The organism is Candidatus Protochlamydia naegleriophila (assembly GCF_001499655.1).
GTDB classification, from domain to species: Bacteria; Chlamydiota; Chlamydiia; order Chlamydiales; family Parachlamydiaceae; genus Protochlamydia; species Protochlamydia naegleriophila.
In genome coordinates, this window is record NZ_LN879502.1 from 659,964 (window position 1) to 686,398 (window position 26,435).

The 26,435-nt window shown below is 43.2% G+C and carries 25 protein-coding genes; 10 read left to right on the forward strand and 15 right to left on the reverse strand.

What is annotated here, in order from left to right:
• Positions 1 to 33 precede the first annotated feature (33 nt).
• The 7 genes from PNK_RS02705 to pcnB form a co-directional block, all read right to left on the reverse strand.
• Positions 34 to 270: a hypothetical protein gene (locus PNK_RS02705; protein ID WP_032125122.1), complete on the reverse strand. Its 237-nt coding sequence runs from the start codon at positions 268 to 270 to the stop codon at positions 34 to 36.
• Positions 271 to 478: 208 nt separating this feature from the next.
• Entirely contained in the window at positions 479 to 1,135 is a 657-nt protein-coding gene (locus PNK_RS02710) for a lysophospholipid acyltransferase family protein (protein ID WP_059060148.1), read from the reverse strand.
• A complete protein-coding gene (gene lpxB, locus PNK_RS02715) occupies positions 1,129 to 2,292 on the reverse strand; it encodes a lipid-A-disaccharide synthase (protein WP_059060149.1) in 1,164 nt (387 codons plus the stop codon). The genes PNK_RS02710 and lpxB overlap by 7 nt, the downstream gene beginning before the upstream one ends.
• 2 nt (positions 2,293 to 2,294) lie before the next feature.
• On the reverse strand, positions 2,295 to 2,969 hold the full coding sequence (locus tag PNK_RS02720) for a lipid-A-disaccharide synthase N-terminal domain-containing protein (protein WP_032125125.1): 675 nt from the start codon (positions 2,967 to 2,969) through the stop codon (positions 2,295 to 2,297).
• A gap of 118 nt (positions 2,970 to 3,087) precedes the next feature.
• The gene (locus PNK_RS02725; protein ID WP_059060150.1) at positions 3,088 to 3,810 is read right to left on the reverse strand and encodes a glycosyltransferase family 2 protein; all 723 of its coding nucleotides are present in this window, start codon (positions 3,808 to 3,810) and stop codon (positions 3,088 to 3,090) included.
• An 11-nt stretch (positions 3,811 to 3,821) separates the two neighbouring features.
• A complete protein-coding gene (locus tag PNK_RS02730; RefSeq protein ID WP_059060152.1) occupies positions 3,822 to 4,595 on the reverse strand; it encodes an alpha/beta hydrolase family protein in 774 nt (257 codons plus the stop codon).
• Positions 4,576 to 5,856, reverse strand: a complete 1,281-nt coding sequence (gene pcnB, locus PNK_RS02735; protein ID WP_059060154.1) for a polynucleotide adenylyltransferase PcnB — start codon at positions 5,854 to 5,856, stop codon at positions 4,576 to 4,578. The genes PNK_RS02730 and pcnB overlap by 20 nt, the downstream gene beginning before the upstream one ends.
• 741 nt (positions 5,857 to 6,597) lie before the next feature.
• On the opposite strand from pcnB, the gene glmM reads away from it, so the two are divergent.
• The 3 genes from glmM to PNK_RS02750 all read left to right on the forward strand — a co-directional run bounded on the left by glmM (position 6,598) and on the right by PNK_RS02750 (position 11,205).
• Positions 6,598 to 7,956: a phosphoglucosamine mutase gene (glmM, locus tag PNK_RS02740; protein WP_059060156.1), complete on the forward strand. Its 1,359-nt coding sequence runs from the start codon at positions 6,598 to 6,600 to the stop codon at positions 7,954 to 7,956.
• A 95-nt stretch (positions 7,957 to 8,051) separates the two neighbouring features.
• A complete protein-coding gene (glmS, locus tag PNK_RS02745) occupies positions 8,052 to 9,875 on the forward strand; it encodes a glutamine--fructose-6-phosphate transaminase (isomerizing) (protein WP_059060158.1) in 1,824 nt (607 codons plus the stop codon).
• A 127-nt stretch (positions 9,876 to 10,002) separates the two neighbouring features.
• Positions 10,003 to 11,205: an amino acid permease gene (locus tag PNK_RS02750; protein ID WP_032125131.1), complete on the forward strand. Its 1,203-nt coding sequence runs from the start codon at positions 10,003 to 10,005 to the stop codon at positions 11,203 to 11,205.
• 171 nt (positions 11,206 to 11,376) lie between these two features.
• Here the strand turns inward: PNK_RS02750 and PNK_RS02755 are convergent, their stop codons facing one another.
• The 3 genes from PNK_RS02755 to galE form a co-directional block, all read right to left on the reverse strand.
• Positions 11,377 to 11,760, reverse strand: a complete 384-nt coding sequence (locus PNK_RS02755; RefSeq protein WP_079992936.1) for a hypothetical protein — start codon at positions 11,758 to 11,760, stop codon at positions 11,377 to 11,379.
• A gap of 609 nt (positions 11,761 to 12,369) precedes the next feature.
• Complete coding sequence (locus tag PNK_RS02760; protein ID WP_059060162.1) at positions 12,370 to 13,254, reverse strand: F-box protein; 885 nt, start codon at positions 13,252 to 13,254, stop codon at positions 12,370 to 12,372.
• A gap of 141 nt (positions 13,255 to 13,395) precedes the next feature.
• Positions 13,396 to 14,364, reverse strand: a complete 969-nt coding sequence (galE, locus tag PNK_RS02765) for a UDP-glucose 4-epimerase GalE (RefSeq protein ID WP_059060165.1) — start codon at positions 14,362 to 14,364, stop codon at positions 13,396 to 13,398.
• A 300-nt stretch (positions 14,365 to 14,664) separates the two neighbouring features.
• On the opposite strand from galE, the gene PNK_RS02775 reads away from it, so the two are divergent.
• Together PNK_RS02775 and PNK_RS02780 are read left to right on the forward strand one after the other, a co-directional pair.
• The gene (locus tag PNK_RS02775) at positions 14,665 to 15,183 is read left to right on the forward strand and encodes a hypothetical protein (RefSeq protein WP_032125135.1); all 519 of its coding nucleotides are present in this window, start codon (positions 14,665 to 14,667) and stop codon (positions 15,181 to 15,183) included.
• A gap of 60 nt (positions 15,184 to 15,243) precedes the next feature.
• A complete protein-coding gene (locus tag PNK_RS02780; RefSeq protein ID WP_032125136.1) occupies positions 15,244 to 15,780 on the forward strand; it encodes a hypothetical protein in 537 nt (178 codons plus the stop codon).
• Positions 15,781 to 15,798: 18 nt separating this feature from the next.
• On the opposite strand, the gene PNK_RS02785 is transcribed toward PNK_RS02780, so the two are convergent.
• Positions 15,799 to 16,128: an STAS domain-containing protein gene (locus PNK_RS02785; protein WP_051981877.1), complete on the reverse strand. Its 330-nt coding sequence runs from the start codon at positions 16,126 to 16,128 to the stop codon at positions 15,799 to 15,801.
• 325 nt (positions 16,129 to 16,453) lie between these two features.
• Here PNK_RS02785 and PNK_RS02790 point away from each other — a divergent pair, with 325 nt between their 5' ends.
• Positions 16,454 to 17,248 (forward strand): GNAT family N-acetyltransferase, encoded by a 795-nt coding sequence (locus tag PNK_RS02790; RefSeq protein ID WP_158021673.1) that lies wholly within the window; start codon positions 16,454 to 16,456, stop codon positions 17,246 to 17,248.
• 122 nt (positions 17,249 to 17,370) lie between these two features.
• On the opposite strand, the gene PNK_RS02795 is transcribed toward PNK_RS02790, so the two are convergent.
• Both PNK_RS02795 and ftsY read right to left on the reverse strand, forming a co-directional pair.
• On the reverse strand, positions 17,371 to 17,943 hold the full coding sequence (locus tag PNK_RS02795) for a putative nucleotide-diphospho-sugar transferase (protein ID WP_032125138.1): 573 nt from the start codon (positions 17,941 to 17,943) through the stop codon (positions 17,371 to 17,373).
• A gap of 9 nt (positions 17,944 to 17,952) precedes the next feature.
• The gene (gene ftsY / locus PNK_RS02800; protein ID WP_032125139.1) at positions 17,953 to 18,882 is read right to left on the reverse strand and encodes a signal recognition particle-docking protein FtsY; all 930 of its coding nucleotides are present in this window, start codon (positions 18,880 to 18,882) and stop codon (positions 17,953 to 17,955) included.
• 208 nt (positions 18,883 to 19,090) lie between these two features.
• On the opposite strand from ftsY, the gene sucC reads away from it, so the two are divergent.
• The 3 genes from sucC to PNK_RS02815 are packed head-to-tail and all read left to right on the forward strand — an operon-like array spanning position 19,091 to position 22,312.
• Complete coding sequence (sucC, locus tag PNK_RS02805) at positions 19,091 to 20,251, forward strand: ADP-forming succinate--CoA ligase subunit beta (RefSeq protein WP_059060169.1); 1,161 nt, start codon at positions 19,091 to 19,093, stop codon at positions 20,249 to 20,251.
• A 28-nt stretch (positions 20,252 to 20,279) separates the two neighbouring features.
• On the forward strand, positions 20,280 to 21,167 hold the full coding sequence (sucD, locus tag PNK_RS02810) for a succinate--CoA ligase subunit alpha (protein ID WP_059060171.1): 888 nt from the start codon (positions 20,280 to 20,282) through the stop codon (positions 21,165 to 21,167).
• The gene (locus PNK_RS02815) at positions 21,164 to 22,312 is read left to right on the forward strand and encodes a site-2 protease family protein (protein ID WP_059060173.1); all 1,149 of its coding nucleotides are present in this window, start codon (positions 21,164 to 21,166) and stop codon (positions 22,310 to 22,312) included. The genes sucD and PNK_RS02815 overlap by 4 nt, the downstream gene beginning before the upstream one ends.
• A 99-nt stretch (positions 22,313 to 22,411) precedes the next feature.
• Here the strand turns inward: PNK_RS02815 and PNK_RS02820 are convergent, their stop codons facing one another.
• A complete protein-coding gene (locus PNK_RS02820) occupies positions 22,412 to 23,023 on the reverse strand; it encodes a hypothetical protein (RefSeq protein ID WP_032125143.1) in 612 nt (203 codons plus the stop codon).
• A 383-nt stretch (positions 23,024 to 23,406) separates the two neighbouring features.
• Here PNK_RS02820 and PNK_RS02825 point away from each other — a divergent pair, with 383 nt between their 5' ends.
• Positions 23,407 to 24,390: a patatin-like phospholipase family protein gene (locus PNK_RS02825; protein ID WP_059060175.1), complete on the forward strand. Its 984-nt coding sequence runs from the start codon at positions 23,407 to 23,409 to the stop codon at positions 24,388 to 24,390.
• Between the two features lie 373 nt (positions 24,391 to 24,763).
• Here the strand turns inward: PNK_RS02825 and PNK_RS02830 are convergent, their stop codons facing one another.
• The gene (locus tag PNK_RS02830; RefSeq protein ID WP_032125144.1) at positions 24,764 to 26,242 is read right to left on the reverse strand and encodes a DegQ family serine endoprotease; all 1,479 of its coding nucleotides are present in this window, start codon (positions 26,240 to 26,242) and stop codon (positions 24,764 to 24,766) included.
• Positions 26,243 to 26,435 lie beyond the last annotated feature (193 nt).

Below are 26,435 nucleotides of genomic sequence, written 5' to 3' on the forward strand. Positions count from 1 at the left end.
ATAACCGCTAAAGAAGCTCTGCCTATCGATCAGCTATTTTAAACGTTTTTCTTGCTTAGCTTTTTTTAATGCTGAATAATAGTCGTGGGCATACCAAGCGCCTTTCTCTAATACTTGATTGTTGGGATTGTTTTGGCAATCTGCAAGCCTTTCAAAGGTGTCTTGAACAATGGTCTGAAAGTTTTGAATCGATAAAGATATAAAATTCTCATGATTCCTGCTCGAGATTACTGAGGGAATGGCTTGGCTTGAGGTACAATTTGAAATCATAAACAACCTGTTATTACATGGATTTATTGAAGATATAGAATTTTACAGTTTGTTTTATTTGTTTTAAATTAATAATCGGTTGAATAAAAAGATTGAGTTTGAGTTTGGTGATCAAAAGGTCAAAAAAATGCAAACAGCCGAAGAGGTTAAAAGAGATCTAATATGGCATGATTGGAAAGCAGAAACAGGCGCTATTAAAGGAAAGGTTTTAATCCTTTCCTAAAGAATTTTGCAAGAGTGTTTGCCCCTCATCAAGAAGGGTTTCTTTGGCAAGACGGACGGGAGGATCGAAGAAAACGTCAATGGTGCTAAAGGGTTTGGGGAGGCGCAGCTTATCCCATGTTTTAAATTCCCAATAGCTAGAGGCTTTCCAGTTGAGAGGGACAACGTTGGCTTGAGTTTCTACGGCTGCGAGGGCAAGTCCTGGTTTCATCTCGTAGCGAGGGCCGCGTGGCCCATCTGGAGTAATGATGACAATAGACTGGCTTTCTTCCACTTGGCGAATGAGCTCGCGCAGGGCTTGATGGCGTGAGTGGTGAGGAACTTTTATGACTCTTCCGGCTTTGTAGGAGCGGACCATGCGGCCGATGAGCTCTCCGTCTCTACTGTTGCTGATGAAGGCGGCATAGATGAAGTGGGGGGCGAAGCGATACAGGATAAAAGGGGTGAGAGCCAGGCGGTTGTGCCAAAGCATCAGAATGCACTTTTCTTGAGAGGCGATCTTGCAGAAGTGTTCTGCTCCTTTGACATTCCAGCGGCAAGTCCATAAAAGGGCATTGATGGCTCCTTTTCCAACTGTAGCAATGAAAAATGCCAAAAACGTGTAAATTCCATTCTTCCATAGCTGTTTGAGAGTTTTTAGCATTGAAACAGCTCCTGTATGGCTTGGCTGGCTTGTGACGAGGCTGAATGGGTGCCAAGTTGTTGTTGAATGCTTGCACACTCTTTTTCGATGGACGTGTATAGCGAGTTTTTCTGTAAAAGAGCGTCTAGATTCTCATAGAGCCGATCGCAGTCGAGCTCTCTTCCAATCAATTCCGGAAAGATTTCTTTTTTTCCTAGAATATTGACGATGCAGTAGTGAGGGAGGTTGAGGCGCATCCAATACTTGGCAATGTAATAATTTAAAGCAGTCAGAGTGTAAAGGACGACGCTTGGTTTTCTGTGGAGGGCAAGTTCCAGTGTAACCGTTCCCGACTTGGCTAATGCCATACTGCACTCCTTCATGAGTTCGTAGCTGTAGGCTCGCGGGACTAGGTGAATGTCTTTGCCTTGTTCTAAAGGTGTTTTTTTAATTTGCTCTTGCAAAATGGGGTAGAGGTCATCGTGTGCACAAGAGATGGCAAATCCAAGGCTTGGATACTTTTCCTTGAGTTTATAAGCGACTTGCAGTTGATGCTGTGTATGGCGTTGAATTTCCCCGAGCCTGCTTCCTGGAAAAATGGCAATCAATTGCTGTTCTTCAGGGATGTTTAACACCTGTTTCCAATGCGGCTGGTACGCGTGTTTTTGAACGGTTTCTACAAGAGGGTTGCCGATGTAGGTCGCTTTTAGGGATGTTTTTGCAAATAAGTCGGATTCGAAAGGGTAGATTGTTAGGAGGAGATCGAGAGAGCTGACCATTGCTTCGATTCGCTTTTTGCCGTGGGCCCAAACAGTCGGGCAAATGTATTGAACTATTTTGCCTTGATACCCGCCTTTGCGAAGGGCTTTGGCTAAGCGTAAATTAAAGCCTGGATAGTCGATAAGAATGGTGCAGGTTGGCTTTGTATCGAGGATGTGGTTGCGAATGGCGTAAAAATGCTTCCACAATGAGGGAAGCGCCTTGATGACATCTGAAAAGCCCATGACTTGGAAGCTCTCCATTTTAAAAAGACACTCAAGTCCTTCTTGGCGCATGAGAGGGCCGCCGATTCCTCTAAAGGAGTTAAAGGTAGGGCCGTTTTTTAAGGCTTTGAGGAGCCTGCTTCCATGCAAGTCGCCGCTGCTTTCGCCAGCAAAAATAAAACAATCTTTTCTCATTTTTAAGCCATTTTAGATTTTCGAATCAGCATTAAATTCCGGATGTAGGGAACGATTCCAATTAAGGGGCCGATTAGATTGACCATATCCTGGATGTGCAAGAAATAGACGATGGAAAGAATGGCTCCGATGAGGCTTAGCCACCAAAAACTAATCGGTAGTTGGCTGGAGTGCGCCTTTTCGGCCAGCCACCATTGAATCCAAAAGCGGCTTGAAAAAAGAAGATAGGAAAGGGTTCCGAGTCCGTGCCAAAATAGAGAGCTTTCTGGTAAGGCTTGCGTTTGCCAGGGAGCTGTTGGGGTGCGAAACCAGTGTCCTTCGCGCATTAAAAGGTAGTCCTGAGCGAGGAAGGCAAGGGAGGTTAGGATGAACGCTGTGCCTAGAAGCTTCATTACAGTTGTAAAAGTGGTTTGTCGCTCTTGAGATTGCATCAAATTGAGGTTGCGCCATGAAATCACGCCGTTGCACACTTGTACTAAGCAAATATGGTATTGAATTTGCACGAAGCTGTGGATGGCAAGGAGCGCATTTCCAAGCAAGGATAAATACCAGAAAGAGGGGGCAACTACGCTTTTTTGCAGTTTTTCGCTTTGCAGCCATTGCACAATGAAGCGTGCTCCAAAAGCGATAGAAGATAGAAATCCAAGAGGGTAAAGAATGGTTCGCCACTCGTCCACAGGGTTACCTTTAAAGAGTTAGTGCATGTTAGACAATCCGGTTTGAGGGGATTGCAAATTTAAGGGGTTTGCCGGCAAGGCTAGTTTTAAGCGTTAAAGCCTTACCGTTATCGAGTTGTTAAGTCAAAGAAGAGTCATTTTCGATTTGATAATTCAAATGGCGCTTCCTCATCCAACGGACGGCCCACAAGTCGGCGACTGTATTGAGGGAGCGATTCAAGAAATTGTAGTTGCTTTTGCCTTGAGTTCTTTCGCGGTGGTTGACCGGAACTTGCTTAATGGTGAAGCCTTCGATTCTGAATAAGGCCGGTAAAAAGCGGTGCATGCCGTTGTACATTTTAATCTGCTTTAAGCAAGTTGAGCGGTAGATCTTAAGCGAACAGCCTGTGTCTTGAACGCCATCGCCGCATAGGCGGCTGCGGACAAAATTGGCGCTTTTGGAGATGAGTCGCTTGCTCCAGGTATCTTTGCGGTTTAGGCGGATCCCGCAGACGAGGTCGCAGTCGGTGCTTTCGGCGAGGAGTTTGGGGATGTCGGCTGGATCATTTTGCCTGTCGCCATCGAGCGTGATGACAAATTCTCCTTGCGCTGCTTTGAAACCGGCTTCAAAGGCACTCGACTGTCCATAGTTTTTTTTGAAGAAGATAGGCCTTAAGTAGGGTTTTTGCTTGGCTAGTTCCTTTAAAACAGTGCGTGTTTGGTCTGTCGAACCGTCATCGATGCAAATGAGTTCCCAGGGTTTAGCGAGTCCGTTCATGACTGGCTCTAATTCGGCGATTAGATCAATGATATTGCTTTCTTCGTTTTTTAAAGGAATGACAACGGAATAATACATAGACATTAAATGAGGTCTCACAAGTTGTTTAATTGAGCTTTAAGCCACTCGGCTCCCGCTTGGAAAATAGCAGGGGGAGTTCCGTGTCCTTTAAAGCCTATTGAAGGATAGATGATTAATTCGACGGCAGGAGAACGCACGCCGCTTGTGTAAACCTTCTCTGTTAGGGCATGAATGAAGGCATAACAAGCATTGGTGCTGACCCGTTTGTCGTGATTGCCGATATAGAAGCGCAAGCGGATGTGTGTGAGTCGGTCTACTAGATGGATCAGGCTGACAGCTTCTTGGTTGGCCGGAACGATGTATTGAAATTCTTCCACGTGTGGAGCTTGTGTCATGGGAGCAAACCCGAGTACTGTAGCAATGCGCTTGTCTTGCGCAGCTAAATGAGTCGCGATAAATCCGCCTCTTGAGAGGCCTGCTACGGTTAGCGAATCGGGTTCAACATGTCCCTGATCGATTAAATATTGAACGTGGTGGGTGCAGATGTCTATGAAATCGGCTACAAAAAGGGGGTTGTGCGAAAAATCTTCTGCCCAGTGATGCATAGCTTCATGGTGATTTAAACCAGGGCCGTGATGAGGGAGATCCCATGAAAAAACGCGAATGCCTTGATCGATCCAGGCTAAGACGGGCTGGTTGAAGGGATCTTCATACAGGCTAGAGTGAGCGGATAGGGCGAAAAAGAGGACGGTTGGTTTGGGGCCTTCTGATAAATCGGGGCCTCGATAATAGATGGGAGGTCCTTTATGAGGCGGATTTAAAATGGAGTTAGGTCGAGGCGTGGTCATGCGATTTATCTCGGTGGGAGGCATGAGGGGATTTGTGGTGCGAGTGATGATGGTGACGACGCTGTTCCCCATGGCGCAAGAATTGGCGGTATTGATTGCGAATCGACGTATAGGTCTCCACTAATTTTTCATTTACTAAAGCACGCAGTTTAAAGAATTTCAAGGCTAAGTCGAAATCTTTTTGGCGGAAGAGTTTTTCGCGGTAATGCCGCTTTCCTGAAAGAGGAGTCAGGCGGTATTGGGCCACTAGGATTGAAAGCATGGTGGATGTGATGCGGCGCGGGAAGTGGGAGAAGGATTGAATCAAGATTTCTTTGACCAGCGAGGAAGCTACGAGCGTAATTTCGCCAATATGAGGGACGATTTTTTTGCTCAAGTATTGTCTGTCTAATTCTCTCTCTAAGAGTGGGAAAAGCAGGCAGGCGGTTAAGACGGCGCGATCCAACACGTTTTTGCCTTTGTGCTGGTAAAGCTGGTCGGCACAAGCTAAATAATGGAAAATCATTTTACCTTGTGGAATGCGTAAAAACTGAGTCAGCACCGGGAATAGTATGGCCAACATCCCATATTCGGCTAAGAGGCGAATAAAGGGTGCGGAAGAACCCGATTCGAGCATGCGCAAAATTTCTTCCAAAATGCGGGCAGGAGAACTCTTGACAATTTCTTCTCGGCAACGATAAATGGATTGTTCCGTGTTCTCTTCCATTTTAAACGCAAAGCGGGCGTGAAATTTGAGCAGCCTAAGGAGGCGGACAGGGTCTTGCTTAAAGCGTTTGTCAGGATCGCCAATGGTACGGAGGAGATGTTCTTGCACATCTTCCCAGCCCCCTACATAGTCGATGATGGAATGGTTGGAAGAATCGTAAAAGAGGCCGTTTATCGTGAAGTCGCGACGCAATACATCTTCTTCTGGCGATCCCCATTCATTGTCTTGCAGGATAAGGCCGCTGTCATTTTCTCCGGTGCGAAAGGTCGAGACTTCAATGATTTTATGGCCAAAGCGAATATGGGCTAGGCGGAAGCGGCGTCCGATTAGAATGCACTGCCTTTGAAAGATGGTCTTAATTTGTTCGGGACGGGCAGAGGTTGAAATGTCAAAGTCCTTGGGAACTCTTCTCAATAAGAGGTCGCGGACGCTTCCCCCTACTAAATAAGCGGTAAAACCAGCTTGACGAAGGCGCTCTAAGACGTAAAGGGCGTCTGGATCTATTAAAGTCGGATCGATTCCATGGTCTTTAGCAAAGTAGATCTTAGGTTGCACGAAAGGTTAGCTCCTGAAAATTATAATGCCGTAGAAAAAGACTGGAACGCATGCCAAGTTTGGACAATCAGAAGAAGTTAAATGTTAGCTTTAAATTATAAAAAATGATCTTTCAATTTACAGAGAATATACTAATGCAGACTTATTCCTCAATCTTTTATTCATCAAATCGATGGGTAAAATGATTGAAAATTGGATAGCAATGCCGATCTCGGGTGATCGGAAGCCTCTAGAAAAATTTAATTAATAGAAGTATAATTAAATAAAAAAGGATTGTTTTTATTATTATTATTATTATAAATAATAATTTCATTATTAAAAATTTATTAATTTGTTGATAGCTCCTATTGCAAGAATCAGAGTGATGATGAGTCGTTAAAATGTTATCGTTTCTCTTGGAATGGAAGCTTTGAAGCATTTGGCATGGAAAATTCTTGCTTATAGGAATAAAAACGGGTATTTTTTAGCCCATCATTTTTAATGATAGTCTGATTTTTGAATGTTCAGTAGATAAAATTCAAATTCAGATGAATAGCAATCATCATTCGAGCGATTTTCCCCAACTCTATTTTTCTTAGAAAAGAACAGGATCTCTTCTTGAATTGAAAAGCTATTTAGCCGATTCTTGGCCCCATGGATTCTATTTAATTTAATAAAAAATGATTACTTAAGGGCTTGCGTAGTTGCAGATAGCTAAAAGATAGCGAATTTATAACGGTATTAACTTAAGAAGGGTAGGGAATGGAACGACCATTCAAGATATTTGGGACAGATGGCATACGGGGACGTGCGAACAAGAGTCCTATGGTTCCAGAAATAGCATTGGCATTAGGTCGAGCAGCGGGCAAATTATTGAGGAGCAAGGGCAAGGCTCGAGTGGTCATTGGAAAGGACACGCGCTTATCCTGCTATGTATTTGAAAATGCCCTCATTGCAGGCCTTTGTTCAATGGGTGTTGACACTTTGATGGTGGGCCCTTTGCCGACACCTGGTGTGGCTTTCATTACGCGCGCTTATCGAGCTGATGCTGGAATTGTTATATCAGCCTCGCATAATCCTTACTACGACAATGGCATCAAACTCTTTGATTCGCAAGGGTTCAAGCTTCCAGATAAGTGGGAAGCTGAAATGGAAGCGTTAATTGCGCGTAATGATTTCCAGGATAGCTTGCCGGACGATGATGATATTGGAAAAAATACGAAGATCATCGATGCCGATGGGCGCTACATCGAATTTGTCAAAGCTACCTTTCCGCGCCGCATTTCTTTAAAGAACTTGACCGTCGTTTTGGATTGTGCCAATGGAGCCGGTTATAAGGTTGCTCCACTTGTTTTTCGCGAATTGGATGCAAATGTGTTTACCTATGGAACGTCTCCAAACGGTTTAAATATTAACAGCATGTGTGGATCGATGCACCCGGAAATGGCTCAAAAAGGAGTTATCGATCACCGGGCCGATGTAGGAATTGCTCTCGATGGAGATGCCGATCGCGTAGTGATGATTGATGAAAATGCGCAAATTGTCGATGGAGATACGATGCTTGCCATTTGCGCAAGAGACATGCACAAGCGCAATCTTCTTAGGAATAATCGCGTTGTGGGTACTGTGATGAGTAATCTTGGTTTTATCAAAGCCATGGAAGGACTGGGGGTGGAAGTCATTCGTTCACAAGTAGGCGATCGATATGTGATTCAAGACATGCTGAAATACGATGCGAATCTTGGCGGTGAGCAAAGCGGCCACGTGATTTTCTTGGATCATAATACGACAGGCGATGGCCTTGTTTGTGCCTTGCAGGTTTTGCGCATCATGATTGAAACAGACTCAAAGTTGTCAGATCTTGCCTCTTTTGTTCGCCGCTATCCTCAAACCTGTATCAATGTCAAGGTTTCTTCAAAGCCTCTTCTTGAAACGCTAGAGCGTTTAACAGAAGCCGTTGCACAAGTAGAAAAGACGTTGGGCGACTCTGGCAGGGTATTGATCCGCTATTCGGGAACGGAAAATACGTGTCGTGTCATGGTGGAAGGGCCGAAGCATAAGCAGGTAATTCAATTGGCCAATAGTCTAGCGACGATTGTGAAAGAAGAGATTGGCGTATAAAAATTAGTAAAAGGGTCTAAAACCCGCTTGCTGCCTTCATAGATAGCAAGCGGGTTTTAAAGCCTTAGTGAAAATAGTTTAAAAAGGTAGGCGTTATGTGCGGGATATTTGGTTATATTGGGAAGAAAGACCCTATCAAAATGGTAATAGATGGTCTCAAACGCCTTGAGTATCGAGGGTATGATTCTGCAGGGCTTGCGGGGGTTGAGAGCGGAAAAATTGTAGCTTGCAAGGAAGTGGGTAAAGTCTCTGCATTGGAGCAAGAGGTTCAAAAGAGCCATCTCGCACCAGAGCTTGCCATTGCCCAGACGCGTTGGGCGACTCATGGTACGGTAACGAAGCTCAATGCCCATCCCCATTTTGATGCTCAACAATCCTTAGCACTTGTACATAATGGCATTATTGAAAACTACGAAGTCTTAAAGAAAAAACTGCAGGAAGTTGGGGTTCAATTTGTTTCTGACACAGACACTGAAGTCATTGCCCATTTGATTGCTCATCACTATGAGGGCAATCTTCTAAATGCTGTCCAGAAAACGGTTGATGAGCTTAAGGGTGCTTATGCAGTGGCTCTTGTGCATCGCGATTTTCCAGATCAAATCATTGCCATTGCCCATGAATGCCCTCTCGTCATCGGGATTGGAAACAATGAAGCCTTCGTTTCTTCAGATCCCAATGCCTTTGCCTTTTACACGCGTCAGGCCATTTACCTCTCCAATTCGGAAATTGCCGTGATTAAGGCCGATAGCCAACAGGTCTACAATACCAATCAGGAGATTACCAAAGAGAGTCAGTTGATTGAGGGGGGTGTTGAGCAAATTTCTAAAGGAACCTTTGATCACTACACACTCAAAGAAATTTACGAGCAGCCGCAAGCTATTCGCAATGCCCTCTTATCGCGCTTTCTTCCTGAATATGGAACGGCTCTTTTTGAAGAGCTCGATTTTAACATGACTGATCTGCTGACTGTTGAGCGCATTTTGATTTTAGCTTGCGGAACATCATGGCATGCAGGCTGTGTAGCAGCGTATTTGATCGAAGATAAGGCTCGCATTCCGGTGCAAGTTGAGATTTCGTCAGAATTTCGCTATAAAAATCCGCTTGTGCCTCCAGGAACCTTTGTCATTGCCATTAGTCAGTCTGGGGAGACGGCGGATACGATTGCAGCCGTGCGCGAGGTGAAAGCAAAAGGCGCGCGCGTGCTGGCTTTATGCAATGTGCATGGATCGACGCTTACGAGAGAAGCCGATAGTACGATCTTTTTGAAGGCCGGCGCCGAAATAGGCGTGTGTTCGACTAAGGCGTTCACGAGCCAGGTAGTTGTATTAGCCTTGTTTACGCTTCTTCTTGCCAGGATGCGTCATATGAGCAAATCAGAGGGGCAAGACTTCCTCCATGCCCTACTCAAGCTTCCGGATCAAGTTCAGGCCGTATTGGACCAGTCTCATCAGATTGAAGCGATAGCCAAAAAGTACGCCAAGTACGATAACTTTTTTTATCTCGGCCGTCGTTATATGTTCCCAACTAGTTTAGAAGGGGCTTTGAAGCTGAAGGAAATCTCTTACATTAATGCAAATGGTTATGCAGCCGGTGAAATGAAGCATGGCCCCATTGCCTTAATCAATGAAGAGTGTCCGACGGTAGCATTGTGCGCCAATCGGATGACATATGACAAGTTGATCAGCAATCTGATGGAAATCAAGGCGCGTCATGGGAAAATCATTGCCATTGCAGAAGAGGGGCAAGATCAGATCGAAAGAATCGCCGATGATGTGATCTATGTTCCAGCATCGATCGATGAGCTGGCATCGATTTTAACAACTGTTGTGACGCAGCTTTTGGCCTATTACATTGCTAAAGAAAGAGGGGCCGATATTGATCAGCCTCGCAATTTAGCAAAGTCGGTCACCGTCGAGTAGAATTGATTGCAAAGACTTAAGTAAACGGATTGAATTTCTCGTTAACCCGCAGTTCAGGTTGTAAGAGGGGATTCATTAGGCTCTTTTAAGCCTGTAAGACATTTAACATTATTAGCGAACGGACTCAATGGAACATCAAAAAGGTAGTATATTAGGTGGCTCTCTCTTAGTCGCTGGAACGTCAATTGGTGGAGGGATGTTAGCCCTTCCCGTTTTAACAAGTTTGGCTGGCTTTATGCCTTCACTGGTCATTTATCTCTTATGCTGGCTCTTTATGGCTAGTACAGGGCTGCTATTTTTGGAAATTTCGCAATGGATCAAGGGCGAGTCTAACATTATTACGATGGCGGAGACGACTCTTGGCAAGACAGGGCGTTACTTTGCTTGGGCAGTTTATCTTTTCTTGTTTTATTGCTTAACCGTAGCGTATATGGTTGGGTGCGGAAATATTGTGGTAGAGTTGTTTCAACACCGCATCCCCGATTGGCTTGGTCCGATTCTCTTTGTGATCGTTTTCGCTCCCTTAATACTGATTCCTACCGCTTGGGCGGGTCGATTAAATGTTTGGTTAGTGGCGGGTCTCGCTCTTTCTTATCTCGGCTTTGTTTTGCTTGGATTTCGCTATGTCGACTTAGACCTTTTGCGCAACTATAACTGGTCCTACTCCTTAATGGTTCTTCCCATCGCCTTTACTTCGTTTGCCTACCAAGGGATCATTCCAACTCTTGCAAGTTACATGCATCATGATGCCCCCTCGATTCGCAAGGCAATCTTGATTGGAAGCTTTATTCCCTTAATTGCTTATGTCATTTGGGAAGGATTAATTCTTGGTATCGTACCAACAGAGGGAGCTGGCGGATTGGCAGAAGCCTTAAAGAATGGCAACAATGCCGTTTATCCTCTTAAAAACTTTATCCAAAGCCCAGCCGTCTACTACGTTGGACAGTCTTTTGCCTTTTTTGCATTAGTGACTTCTTTTTTAGGCGTGACGCTTGGATTGAGAGACTTTCTGGCCGATGGGCTAAAGATTCACAAAGATGCAAAGGGTAAAATTATCTTAGCTTTATTAATTTTTACTATACCTCTCATGATTTCAGTCAGCTATCCCCATATTTTCTTAATAGCTCTCGACTATGCGGGTGGGTTTGGCGTCGCGCTATTGCTCGGATTGCTGCCTATCGTCATGACATGGGTTGGCCGCTATCACTTCAAGTGGATGGATCAGCCTCAATTGCCAGGGGGCAAAGTGGTGCTCATTTTGTTGGCCTTATTCGTTTTTTTTGAGCTGTTTAATGAAACGAAGCATTTGCTCGAAAGAGCCTTTGCTTGAAATAAAAAATTAACCCGAAAAAGATTTTGAGTAGAACCTCAAAATTTTTCGGGTTAATCGGCAGATTCCTAAGAATCCACCTTCACACTCTCCCTTTTAGGGAGAGCCAATTGATCCCTTTTTTAGCAGACCAACTGTAAATTAGCTATTTTGGTAATAAATACCTGCTTCTTAGTCTCCGTAGTAGTATTGGCTATAAGGATAATAATAGGTGCTATCGCTATCGTAATAAGGAGAATAACTGCCTCCGTAATAATAGCTAGGGTAAGAGGTATAGTAAGGGTATCCAAAACCAACACCATAATATCCTCCACCATATCCATCCCAGTGACCATGATGATCCCAATCTCCGTGATGCCAATCTCCCCCACGATGATCCCAACCTCCTCGACCCCAATTGCCATGGCCGCCATCAAAATGGCCACCACCCATGTGACCGCCATGACCACCACCGCCACCTATATGACCGCCGCCGCCATGACCACCGCCACCACGAGCATGAATTTCATTAAATCCCGCAGGGATGAGGAAAAGCGCTAAGAAGAAGGTACCCATTAAAAAACTTTTTAATGCACGGTACATATAACCTCCTTATAAAATAAGTGACCACTTTTGCTCCTAGCCAACAATACATTTACTTGCTGTCTACTAAGAGCATCACAACAAAATAAATGCAATAGAAGTGCCAACTTGCTAATGTTGAAGTTATTAACACACTTCAACTGTTTCACTTCAAATAGACTAAGAAAAAGTGGTCACGAATCGCGCTTCACGTATCAGTGAGGGGCGAATGGGGGTAGATCTATATTTTATATCCTGTAAAGCTCTAGCTTGGAGCTACAACTCTACAATCGCTTAACTTTAGATCTACCCTCTTTCGCCTCTCTAATACGTGGTTTTTAATTCACCTTGTTAATTACTTTTAACCTCCTATATTTTTATTATAGTAATAATTAATTGTTTTGTCAAATTAAAATTATAATATAACGATAATCGCTGATTTTTAGTTGTTTACGTTGCTGTTTTATTTAGATAGTTATTGGAGTTTTTTTAATTAGTATTGATTTTTGTTTATGAGTCTATTCTAGAATAGCCAGAGTATTTTATTTTCGAGATCGTGAAGTCAAGGATCAAAAAGATCCTTGACCGAAAGAATCAATGACCTTAAGGCTTGCGCAGAGCCGCAACGCCAGTGGCAAAACCGGGCTGATTGTGGTAGTAGATTCTCAGACCGGAATTTTTTAAGCCTCCCACAAGTGTATGGCTGCCTTGAATGTTATCTTTACAAACAGTATAGGTACACCCATTATAGAAGGGATTTTCTGAATCGCCAACAGAGTTCGTTTTAAAGTGTTGTGCCAAAATACAAGCGGTAGATTCTATTATCTCAGGAATTTCGTAGCCGATTAGTTTTTGTTGAGCAAGATTAGCGATCATAGCTTGATGTTCAGCATAGTTTTTACTTCTGCTATCAGGAAGGAGATCATTTGTCATCAGCACCCATTGCGATTGATCAATTGTCTTATCTCCTCCTTCGGCAAGAACAGGGGGCCAAAGGTATCCTTTATCATAACCCGCATCACTAGTTGGAAAATATTTTTTGGCCAGCTCTCCAAGGTTTTTTAAGGTGAGTTGCCCATTAAGAGTTTTAGGAAGCCTCACAAGCATAAGACTATCTTTTGCACTTTTTCCAGGAAATAGGTTTTTGAATTTTTTGCAGTCCTCAATAAAAGCATCGAAAGGTAAAGATGAAAATTCTTCTTTAGTGTCTTCGTTTTTTATCACATCTTTCCCAAAATATTTAGCCCATTTACTATTGCCGAAAGCTATTTCATTATACATGGCGATCTTCCATACAATAGGCTGGCTTGCTAATTGTTTCCACTGCTTGCTAACACAACAAATTGTGCTAAGTGTAGCGAGATTTAAGTGAGAAAAAACTTCTAAAACAAGTTCATCTGGTATTGCTTTAATAAGATCTTGTTTTTTTTCATCAGAATTTTGAATAGCTACATAGTTGATTTTATTATTATCTACTGTTGAAAACATGCTAACCCTTTGTTTATTATTTATAATCACTAATATTATAAAAATAATTTTATTTAATTTCAATTATAATTTTTATGATTTAAATTTTATATTTAACAAAAGTTTAACGTTTATTATTCGAATTCTTTCTTTAGAGAAGATTTAATCTAAAGCTTTCCAAGCATGCTCAATCATCTTTTCGAGAGAGTATTGAGGATGCCAGTTCAATGCTTTGGCAGCCTTACTTGCATCGGCCAATAAAATTGGAGTATCCCCAGGGCGTCGCTCTCCTTCGATTGTCTGAACAGTCTTTCCCAAGACTTTTTCGACGGTTTGAATAACTTCTCGGACGCTGAATCCTTTGCCGTTTCCCAGATTGTAATGGCTTGAGGAGTGTCCGGCAAGAAGTTCTTCCAAGGCTGTAATATGAGCGCGGCCTAAATCCTCTATGTGGATGTAGTCCCTGATACACGTTCCGTCGGGGGTCGGATAATCAGTCCCATAAATTGTAATCGACCCATTGTCTTTTTTCAGGCTCTTGAGAATAAGAGGTATGAGGTTGGATGTTCTGGCCTGATAATTCTTGATTTTCCCTTCGGGGTCGCCGCCAGCCGCATTGAAGTAGCGCAGGCATGAATAGCGCAGGCCATAGGCCGTTTCAAAGTCGCGTAGAATTTTTTCTACCATCCATTTGCTTTCCCCGTAAGGATTGAGGGGGTGGCAGGGGTGCTCCTCATTGATCATGGGAGTCAAAGGCTCACCGAAAAGAGCGGCCGTAGAGGAAAAGATGAATGTTTTGATCTGATGGCGGATCATTGCCATCAAGAGGTTGAGTGTATTGGCGACATTGTTTTGATAGTATTTGGCTGGATCATAAACCGATTCGCCCACATCGATGTAGGCTGCAAAATGCATAACTGCATCGATGGAGTGCTGTTCAAAAAATTGATTGAGAAAAACCGTGTCGGCAATATCGCCTTGTACAAAGGTGCCATAAAGAACAGTTTCTGCTCGTCCGCGACTTAAATTATCGATGACGATGGTTTGATAACCCGCCTGGTTGAGCATTTTATTGACATGGGAGCCAATGTAGCCCGCTCCGCCTACGATGAGAATGGTTTTACTTTTCATGAGTGTATTGTTGGCTATCGGTTTTAGCAAAGTCCGTTTGAGTATTTTCTATACAAAGTACCTGAATAATTGGCTTTTGAGCAATGTGAAAGCTAAATTTTTCTATGCATTCTTAAGCCCTTACCCTTCGCCAATCGATTTTAAAGTTGGAAAGCGGGTTTGGATAGCCAGCCTTTTAAAAAGCGATTTTCATTGTAAAATATTCAAATAAAGTTTTTAAAAAGGTTTGGTTATATAAAAAATAAAGAGCAGATGTTCACAGACTTAGGCAGTGAGTGTCTCTGATTATTGGAGGTTTAAATGATTTTTAATACTATTCAAGATCGCTTTCATGTTTATTATGCACAGCTGCCTGCGAATACACTTCCCTCAATGTTTCGCAGCGCGTTGTATTCTTTTTCGATTTCTTTCATTATAGGGAGCATTGATTCCAGAACAATTCAGCTGACTCGCCCTTTAATCACGGCAGGGGCAGCTGCTCTAGCGACTTTGATTCATGCCTTAACCAATCCGTTTTTTAATTATATCTTTGAAAATCAGAGAATTAAATGGCATCAAGAGACCATTCGATTCATCATCGATGTCACGGCTACGAGCTTATTGGTCAGGCAGGCTGCGGCCTTCAAAGTGCAAGAATTGGTCTTTCAAAAAGCGGCTTTTTGGTTCATGTCGACCCATGTAGCAAGACTTGGAATAGATTTGACCATCAGCTGTATTGGGGCATTGGATGAGGAAGCCGTTACTCACGCAAGAAATTGGCTTGGTACTTGGGGAATTAAATTTGACACGGACGATAATTCTACCTATTTAGTTGTGTGAGTGGCATGTTACTGCAATGGAGTCAAAAGATGCATTGCATAGATCAAAAATGGTGCATACATGGTCATAGATGCGATTTCGAATCAGATTCAATCTTATTATGCGAGTCTGCCAAGCAATACAGGAGCTGCCGCTTGCCGCAGCGCTTTGTACACGTTTACCGCGGCTTTATTGACCGCTAATTCATGGGAACAAGCCCAGTTTAACCAGCCCTTGCGCATGGGAGTGATAGCCGCGCTGGCTTCAGTGATTCATGCTTTAATCGTGCCTCTGTTTAATCGGCTGTTTGGACATGGTGAGGTTAGGTGGTATCAAGAGGGGCTAAAGCTTGCCATCAATTTAACGATTATCCAGGCATTTTTTAAAACAAGCGCGATGCTGAAAATCGATTGTATGAGTCGCCTTGTATTTCACAAACGGCCTCTCTATGTTTTTTCATCGACGATGCTCTCCTTTGCAGGCGATTTGTCGACACTGATTCTTAATTGGACTGTTGGTTGGAAAGATGAAGCATTTCCAGAACTCTACAAGCAGTGGCTAAGGAAAAGAGGCGTGGATTTTAATGCGCGATCGAATGCCACCTTTCTTGTCATGTGATCGAAAGATTGCCATAATTTAAAATTTACAGGCTTCGTCTTTGGAAGAGTAGAAGTGGAATAGTTTGACGAGCCCCGTGATTTCAAACAGCTTAATGACTTTGTGTTTTAAGCCATAAATATGCAGATTATCTTTATCCTCTAAAGCCTTGTAAATTCCAATCAGTGCGCTCAGCCCGCTCGAGTCAATCGTTTCGATTTCAGACAAGTCGAGCAGAAGCCGTTCTTTACCCGATCCAATGTTTTCAATGACCTGATTCTTAAATTCATTGGAAACAGTGATGTCGAGAGTGGAAGTGGTGAGCTTTAAGTATAAGACGTCACCCAAAATTTCTTTTTCTATTTTCATGTGTTCCTTGTTAGACAAGTTATCATTGCTTAACAGAAGATCTATTAATGAATCTGAAAATTGAGCTCTTATAATGCGTTGATCGTTTAATATTAGTAAGTTGAGTTTTAAGGCTAATAGACCTTTTAGCGTGGCTGGCATTTAAGCGCAGAGTAGCAATTTGTGATTAAAATGAAAACGTAATTGAATGATTTTGCGTTGAGCAGGCTCATGCCTATTTTTTTTTTATACTGAAAACTTTTTTGTTTATAATTTAGGTTTGTTAAAATTTGTTTATATTAATATTTGTTTATATTAATATTGTTTGTATTAATAAGGTTTTGTTGTGCAAGTGACTGGTTTTGTAAATGGAATAATGGTCAATAGTACCGATCATCCTATGGGATTAGACAACGATTTAGAGAATGATCATTCTATGGGGCTGGCCGAAAATAGTGGTGAATCATTTGATCCCTTGGATGGAATCTTAGAGCGCTATGGCGATGCCTTGTCATACGGTAGATTAAAGATTAGGCGCCTTAAAGCTAAGGATCTTATTTCTTATAAAAACCATCCCTTTAAGACTCAGGATCCTCTTAAGAATTTATTTGATAGAATTGATGACATTGCAAGCGATTATTTAGACGAAGCTTGGGACATTGCAAAAGAATCCTTTAAGTCAAAAGAAAGTCTGACAAGATATATTGTGATAAAGAATAAGAGTTTAAAAATTTTTGAAGGCTATATCGAATATTGGCTTGATTCTAGAACTCAGACTGTTCATCCGTCGATACTAGCTGTCGATCCCTCTTATGAGCGCCGGGGGCATGCTACTTTACTCATGTCTTTGGCAATCGAAGAGGCCCTTGCTAAAGGATGTAAAAAATTAACTGTCAATTCGACAACTTCGGGTGTTCCTTTTTATGTCAAATTTGGCTGTATTCCAAAGAAAGTCACACTTGACGAGTGGAAATGTCTAGACTTTAAACAAAGATGTGAGCCTTTGCTCACAAGTGAGAAGGCTATTAATTTTGAACTTAGTTTCAGTGATGAAAAGATTCAACACGATATTAAAGGTCGGGCCTGGCGCATACTGGATTCTTACTACTTCAACAATCTACATAGCTGCAGCCAAATCTAATAGTGGGCAAGGCTATGAAACTCTATTAAAAGCAAGAGAAGCCGCTTACTGGACGCAATCAACGCCTTTTAGTCTCTAAATATGAGAGTTCTATTTATCCTTCTAGCAGTTCTACCGGTACTTTAGTCTGCCGTACCGTCGATCTCATCTTTAAAACGGCGGCTTGCCTGAAATTGCTCGATCACTGGCTCTCCCTCATCTTGCATCAAATCGAATATTTGGCAATAAGAGGGAGGGAGCATTTTAATACTGAGATTGAGATCTTTCGATTCTTGAATGACGTATTGCAGAACCTTTTGGTCCCAAATATCGAGATTTTCAAAGCAGCAAGCTATCCAGCGCTCGACGAGCTCAAACGTTTTTGGATTGTTGGCAAAGTAAAGGGTGCTGCTGATGAGCTCTTTATTATGCCAATAAAAAACGGCTAAATCAAAATCGGCCTTGTCGAAGAGGGCTGGGTATTGTTGGACTCTCGCATCGGCGTCTAAATACAAAATATCCCTTGGATAGTGGCGGATGAGCATCTGCTTAATAAAATAGGCCTTATATTGGGTGTTGGCCTGCCAGCTTCCTTGGGTTGGAATGCCGACCAGGTCCATGGGCAGGTTAAAGCATTTTAAACTGGCTGCTAAGTTCTGAATTTCTTCGGCATAGCTTGTTTGCTCTGTATAATACCCTACCACAGTATAGGCCATAAAATCCCCTTATTCAAACAGATTGGATACAAAGGCTTGTGCATCGAAAGGTTGCAGGTCGTCGGCACCCTCTCCTGTCCCAATAAACTTCACTGGAATGCCAAGTTCGCGTTGAATGGCAACGACAATACCGCCTTTGGCCGTTCCATCTAATTTAGTTAAAATGAGTCCTGTAATGGGCGTAAATTTATGGAAGTGCTTCGCCTGTTCGATGGCGTTTTGCCCCGTCGTTGCGTCTAAAACAAGTAATGTTTCATGCGGTCCGCCGATCGAAGCTTTTTGACAGGAGCGTTTAATTTTTTCCAATTCTTGCATGAGCGGTGTTTTAGTGTGGAGGCGTCCCGCTGTATCGATGAGGACGACGTCGCATTGGCGCGCTTTGGCTGCCTGGATGGAGTCGAAGGCAACGGCTGCAGGATCGCTTTTGGGGTTTCCCTTGACAATGTCGATGTGGAGCTTGTGGGCCCACATTTCGAGTTGTTCGATTGCAGCAGCGCGGAAGGTGTCGGCTGCACCCACTAAGACTTTTTTTCCATTTTGATGAAAGAGATTGGCTAATTTGGCAACCGATGTTGTTTTGCCGTTGCCGTTTACACCTACGATTAAAATGACTTGGGGGAGCTGTTCTGGATTAGCGTCAGCTAATTGCGTCGGATATTGATTGAGCAAAGAGACCAGGTGAGTGCGCAAGGCAGCCAAGTAGTCGGTTGTTTTGAGCGTAGGATTTTCACGATGCATGTCGCGAACTTTTTGGGTCAGCTCAGAAGCAGTCTTGACGCCGAAATCGGCCTCATACAGCGCTTGTTCAAGCTGTTCGAGCGTGTTTTCGTCGATTTTGCCTTGAAAAAGAGCTGTAAGCTTTTCGCCAAGGAGCGAGCGAGCGCGCGAAAGTGCCGATTTGACTTTGGCGTAACCTGATTTTAAAAATTGCAATACCATGCTATTGATTATCCTTTTCGCTGGCTTCCAATGGAGTGAAGAAAATTAAAAATTTAGATTTCATAGCGCAATTGAAAAGTAGGTTTTCGGCAAGCGGAAGCCAATATTTCAGCCATTTATATATACTACTTTTTTAGAATACTTTAAAAAAAGCTTAGCACATAAAAAGAAAAAAGGTGAAGATCTTATTCAAACTGGCAGGTTAATAATGAATACACATGAGTATCAAGCCAAACAGGTTCTTCAAAGGTATGGGATTCCCGTACCAGATTTCTATGTTGTATCTTCCATCGATGAGGTCGAGGCTCTTGTGCAGTCCCATCACCTTGAATCCGTAATTATCAAAGTGCAAGTCCATGCAGGCGGTAGGGGAAAAGCTGGTGGAGTAAAGTTGGCAAATAGCCCACAAGCTATTTTGCAAACGGTAAAAGAGCTTTTAGGTAAAAAAATAATCAATGAGCAAACAGGGCCAGAGGGGATGGTAGCTCATCAGGTGCTGATTTCTCCAGCGGTTTCCATTGCCAAGGAATTCTATTTAGGGGTGACAGTCAGTAGAGAGCGTGCAAGAAGCGTATTGATCGCCTCGCCTGTCGGGGGAATGGATATCGAACACGTTGCTCATTCGCAGCCAGATCAAGTACTTGTTCTTCCGATCCCATTTGAGGGCGAGTTTCGCTCCTACCATTTACAGCGCATTGCAAAATTTATGGGATGGAAGGAGGGGCAAGCTAAGCAAGGGATTGCAATCGTCACAGCACTCGTCAAAGCCTTTCAAGAAACAGATGCCTCGTTATTGGAAATCAATCCGCTTGTGGAGACTAAAGAGGGAGAGTTTCTTGCTTTGGATGCAAAGCTGTCGGTCGACGACAATGCCCTTTTCCGTCAACCGGAGATAAAAGCTTGGTTTGATCCAAGCCAAGTATCTGCTAATGAAGCGCGGGCCCAAGAGCATGAACTGGCTTATGTTGCTTTAGATGGTGAAATTGGATGCATGGTAAATGGAGCGGGATTAGCCATGGCAACAATGGATCTTATACAGTATCATGGCGGCCATCCTGCCAATTTTTTAGATGTCGGGGGCGGCGCCTCCCAAGAAAAAGTAGCCGAAGGCTTTCGCATTATTCTCTCAGATCCAAAGGTAAAAGCTATTTTAATCAATATCTTTGGAGGAATCATGAACTGCGAAACGCTGGCCTCTGGCATTATTGAAGCCGCCAAAGGGATGCAGATCCATGTTCCTTTGATTGTGCGCATGGAGGGAACAAACGTGGAAAAAGGAAAGCAACTCCTTCATGATTCGGGCTTGCATATTTTAATCGCCAAAGATTTAACAGAAGCTGCTGAACAGGCAGTTAATTTAGCAAAGTAAGATAGCTTCTTAAGTAGGACAAAGACGCATGGCTATTTTAGTCAATCAGCATACACGCATTATTACTCAAGGCATTACAGGCAAGGCTGGGCGCTTTCATACTGAGCAAGGGATGCTTTACGCTCCTACCTATTTTGGAGGAGTCACTCCCGGAAAAGGAGGGGGCGAGATTTTGGGGCTTCCCATTTTTGATACGGTTTGGGAGGCTAAACAGGCAACCCAGTGCAATGCTTCCCTTATTTTTGTGCCTCCTCCATTTGCTAAAGATGCTATTTTAGAGGCGGAAGAGGCCGGCATAGAGCTCATTGTCTGCATTACAGAAGGGATTCCCATCCGCGATATGCTCAAAGTAAGCCAGATCATGCGAGCAAGCAAGACAAGCCGCCTCGTTGGTCCCAACTGTCCTGGAGTAATCACTCCTGGAGAGTGCAAAATGGGCATAATGCCTGGCTATATTCATCGAAAAGGGGACATTGGCATCGTTTCACGCTCAGGTACGCTTACATATGAAGCTGTTTGGCAGACCACGTCGCTTGGGCTTGGCCAATCGACTTGCGTCGGAATTGGAGGAGACCCTCTCAATGGAACAAACTTTATTGATATTCTCTATCTGTTTGAAAAAGACCCAGAAACTAAAGCTATTTTATTGATCGGGGAAATCGGCGGAAGTGCAGAAGAAGAAGCGGCAGAATGGATCAAACAGCACAGCACAAAGCCTGTTGCTGCATTTATAGCAGGGCAGACAGCGCCATCTGGTAGGCGTATGGGGCATGCAGGGGCCATTGTTTCTGGCAACCAAGGGACAGCTTCTAGCAAGATTTCTGCCCTAAAAGATGCTGGAGTTGTTGTAGCTGATACTCCGGCCGAGATGGGGCTTGCCATTCAAAAAGCTTTACAACTATGTGACTTGACATGATTTCCATTCCAGGGCGTATACCCATCCACATTTTTCCATTTTTCTGGGTCTTGATTGCGATGATTGGATGGCTTAATAGCCAATCATTACTCGGCACAAGCATCTGGTCAGTTGTCATTTTGATTTCGGTACTCATTCATGAGTATGGGCATGCCTTAACAGCCTTGGCCTTTGGGCAAGAGTCTGAAATTAATTTAGTGGGCCTCGGAGGAGTTACTAAAAGGCGCGGAAAGACGCTTGCGAAATGGCAAGAATTTTTGGTCGTCTTGAACGGCCCGCTAGCTGGTTTGGGGTTGTTTTTTTTAACCTACTGGCTCTTCCCGCATGTAGTAAAAGAGAAAATGCCTCTTTTACGATATGCTATGGAAGTTGCCATCAACGTCAATTTATTCTGGACTCTTCTAAATCTTTTGCCAGTCCTTCCATTGGACGGCGGGCATCTCTTGCGTATTTTGCTGGAAGGCATATTTGGATTCAACGGTTTAAAAATCGCCTTTATTTTAAGCATTGTCTTAGCCTGTTTGCTTAGCCTTTACTTTTTTATTTCTCAGCAATTTTTTGTGGGAGCTCTATTTTTAATGATGGGTTTCGAAAGCTATCGCTCCTGGACAGAGATTAGTAAGATGACTCCACATGATAACGACAGCCATTTGCAAACGTTGCTGAAAGAGGCTATAGAAGAGTTAAGAGTTGGTCGGCAAAACGACGCGCTGGCAAAATTTATTACGATAAGAGAACAGGTCAGTAAAGGGGTCATTTACTTGACGGCTACACAATATATGGCGCGTATTCTTGCCGAACAAGGACACTACAAGCAAGCATATGAATGGCTCATGTCCATTAAAAGGCATCTTTCAACCGATTATTTAGAAATGCTTCAACAGCTAGCTTTTCGATTGCAAGAGTGGGAAATAGCAACTGAAATTGGTAACGAAATTTATCAGCAAGATCAATCAAGCGATATCGCCCTTATCAATGCCCTATCTTATGCAATCATGGGACAGGCAAGGCCAGCTGTTGGTTGGCTGCGTTGCGCCGTCCAGTCGGGATTGACTAATCTTGCTTCGATTGTTCGCAAACGAGAGTTCGATGCGATTCGCCATACGCCTGAATTTGAAGCGTGGCTAAAAAGTCAGCAGCTATAACGTTAAATCCCCCGATTGTGTGTGTAAAATCCGCGGCCGCGGAATGCACAATCAGGGGTAACAATGCTGCAAAGTGGAAAGTCTGCTCGCGGCACGATCTTAAGATTGGGCAGAACTTGCTGCTACCTCTTCCAAGTCGAATGATTGAATGAACTGCTGTAAATCCGCTTCATTAAATTGATTTTTAGATGACAGATAGAAAAGGGTGTATAGGGTATGTTCTTTAACTGTTGCAATTCCCTTTAAAATTCTTGTGCCGTGCCGGTCCTGATAAGAAAATTGAAATGATAAGGCGGGCTTGCCTTTGAATTTATTATTACTGGAAGAAAACGTCTGGTTGCGGCGAAAGAGTTGTGGAGAATAAAACAGGCGGGGAACGAGATGCGTCTCGAACGTCTGCTTGAACGCTGCTTCTTCCAGAATGTGTTCGTTGACAGACGGAAGGGCAAGAGCACTTAAAAGAAAGACGCCTGTTTTTGTGGAACTTGAAAAAAGATGTAAGTGGCCTTGCGCGGGAGTATTTTTAAAAGGGATGTCGAATGTCATTTCGATGGCTTTATGAGGAAATGAGGCTTTCATGTGGTCGACAGGGTCAAGCGTTGTCACCCAATGCCTTGAAGATGGGGTATCGGCTGCTTCTACCATGGAAACTCCTAATAAATAAGTGGCTAAGGTTAATAGTCCAACTATTTGCTTTCCTAATCTAATCATAGCAAACCTCACATTAAACGTTTAAAGAAGTTTAAATCAATGCCTAAGAGTTGAGAAGCAGCATCTTAAAATTTTAATGGGAAGATTGCAAACTCAAATAAATTGTTTATTGCTAATAATCAGTTGGTTGTGAATGGGGGTTTTAGGAGAGGAAAAAAACATTAATTACTTTTTAAATACAAAGAATTTTTATTGCTCTTGGGGAGATGAACGACTATACTCGCTTTCTCTGGAGATGATAGAATAAAGAAAAGTGTAAGTGATTAAGCCTTAGGTGTGATTGGTTGATGAAATGGGCGTGGCTGCTGAAACAACGAAACCCGAATGATGAGTTCTAAGATAGCATTAAGAGACTTGTCATCGCATTGCATAGCGATATACTCATGACTGTTTTTGATTTTTTTCTTTTGGATGGTCCTTGTTCGAGGCGTTTTTTTCATGCATTTTTTTTGTTGGGTTTATTGGCCGTATTCTTAACGGGCTGTGAAACCAAGTTTGATTTGCCTGATACTCCCAGTCCGGTTCCTGAGTGCAGTCCTCCTTCTGAGGTGCGTTTAGCGCTTGTTTTGGGTGGCGGAGGTGCTCGTGGGATGGCTCATGTTGGTGTTTTAGAGGAGTTTGAGCGGGCACAGATTCCAATAGATGTCATTATCGGTTGCAGTGCTGGAAGCATTGTGGGCGCGCTATATGCCGATTATCCTCGGGCATGTTATGTGAAGCAACTACTTAAGCCGTTAAGGAAATGGGATATCTTAGATATTAATGTATGGTGCTGTCGTTATGGCTTTGTGCAAGGAGGATCGCTTAGAAAATTTCTCAGAAGGAATTTAAAAACACGTTGTTTTGAACAGTTAAGCATTCCGCTGTGTGTTGTAGCAACCGATTTATTGGAAGGGGAATTGATCTGCTTAAATTCTGGCCCCATTATCCCTGCAGTTCATGCCTCTGCGGCCGTTCCTTTTGTTTTTACCCCTGTTTTATTGCATGACCGCCTCCTTGTAGATGGAGGTGTGGCCGATCCTGTTCCTGTTTGCATAGCTAAGAAAATGAATGCTCAAGTTGTTGTGGCAGTAGATCTGAGTGAATTGCTTCCTAAGACTTGTCCAACAAATTTGTTTGGCGTGGCGACTCGTTCGGCAGAAATTAAATTTCTGTTGCAAAGCGAGAGCTGTGTAGAGGGGGCTGATGTGATCATTCGTCCGGAAATGGGGGATATTGGCTTATTTGATGATCGTAACCATGAACTTGTTTATGAAGCCGGCTGCAAGGCCGCGAGGGAAGCAATTCCGCAAATTCTAGATCTTTTATCTCAAAAAGGGCTTTGGCAGGCCCCTTGTAGTGAGTCTTGTGTGATTAATGGGTTCTAGCTGAGGTGTGATGCAAGAGCGTAAGGATTTGATCTTTCCCTTGAGTTTCTTTTTTGCCTTCAAATAATCCCCATTTTTTCAGTCACTCTCTGCGCTAATAGAGGTAAAGATAAGTTTCATGTGTGGTTACAATTAAGCAATATATAATTTGTCGTTTAGATCTCCTAAAGCCATCCAAGAAATGCTTCCATTTGGAATCTCTTCGAAATATACATCGAGATCATGAGAGGGTAGTTGTTTTACGAATCTGGATCAGACTCGCTATTCGTAAATAGGATTGGATAAAGCTGGCTCTTCCGGTTTATTTCTAGTGGCCCGCCGCTCTTCGCTTAGCAGCTCATAACGGCGGTCCATGTCTGAATTTTTTAGATGCCTACTCTGAGCGCAAAGAGACAAACAAGTAGGTATTGCCCTGTTTGATTTGTAAGAGAATGGGGCGGTTCTGAGGAGTCATTTGCAAAGCATTATTGTACTGCTCAATGCTTTCAACCTTTTGACGGTTGACAGCCATGATTAGAGCGCCTTTTTTCAAACCGGCAAAATTTGCAGCAGAATTCGGATTAACTTTTGTAATCACAACACCTTTTTCTTCGCCGTAGCCCAAATTTTGCGCAATTTCGGGGGTTAAGTTGCCCACCTCAATACCTAACTGGCTCTTTTGAGTGTCTCTAACGATTGTTTTTTCTTCGGAAAAGTCACCAATTTCTAGCGGCAGCTGAATGTTCTTCTCCTTGCGCAAAATAGTTAGAGTAACGCGTGTTCCAGGCTTCATGCGGTAAATGGCATTGCGTAAATTGGCCGCATTTGCGACAGGTTGATCATCGATTTTCAAAATGATGTCTTCGACTTGGATGCCAGCCTTTTCGGCAGGTGAATTTTTTACAATGTTGGCCACAAGCGCACCTTCAATCTTGTTCAATCCAAAGGCCTGCGCTAAATTGTAATCAATTGATTGCAAGGAGACGCCTAAAAAGCCGCGAGACACTTTGCCGTCGGCCAGAATTTCATCCATTACGTGTTTGGCCATGTTGCTTGGGATTGAGAAGCCGATTCCCATGTAACCTGAAGAGGTATTTGTTGCAATGGCAGTATTGATGCCAATGACTTCTCCGTCTAATGTGAGAAGAGGGCCGCCAGAATTGCCTCGGTTGATCGAAGCATCGGTTTGGATAAAGTCTTCATAGCGCACAATGTCTAAGTTATTCCGGCTTTTAGCACTGACGACGCCGACTGTTAGAGTGGCTTGTAAGCCGAATGGATTGCCGATTGCAGCCACCCACTGCCCAACTTCTAAGTCATCTGAATTGCCCAAGGATAGATGGGGCAAATTGCTGGCATCGATTTTAATCAGAGCTAAGTCACTATTGGTATCTTCTCCCAGTACCTTAGCCGAGAATTCTCTGCCATCAGTCAGCTGAACTGAGATGCTTGTCATATCATGGACGACGTGGCTATTGGTTAGAATATAACCATCTGGGCTTACAATGACTCCCGATGCTTGCCCAGAAAAGGGCTGAGAACGGGAATCGCGTTTGGGTAGTCCGAAAAAGCCCCACAGATCTTCTCCTCCAAAAAAATCAAAGTAGTTTTCGGATTGACTATCTCCACCGTATAATTGTGGCCTTTTTTTACTTTGAACTTTGATCGAAACGACAGCGGGAATAGCTTTTTTGGCTACGCCTCTAAAATCAGCCACGGTTTCTTTATTGGAAAGGCGTTTGATATCTTCTGTACGATTGCCATTTAGCTCCTGTGTTTGATTGCGATCGCTTGCCATAAATGAAGAGGCTACAAAAGCGACACCTGAGCAAAGAATAGCTAATTTGAAAAATAATGAAGTTCGATCTGTCATTGTTCTTCTCCTTGTTTGACGTGAATTCCACTTTTTTACTCGTTTTTTTCTCGATTTGTCAAGCCGAACCTCTATCGAAGAAAAAGGGTAAAGAGCTTGACAATCCTAACAGGCCAGCCACTACCTTAGGACCGGATTAGCAAAAGCAGAGTCGCTAAACTTTTATAATTAAGTGCATTGATGCAATCTTTAT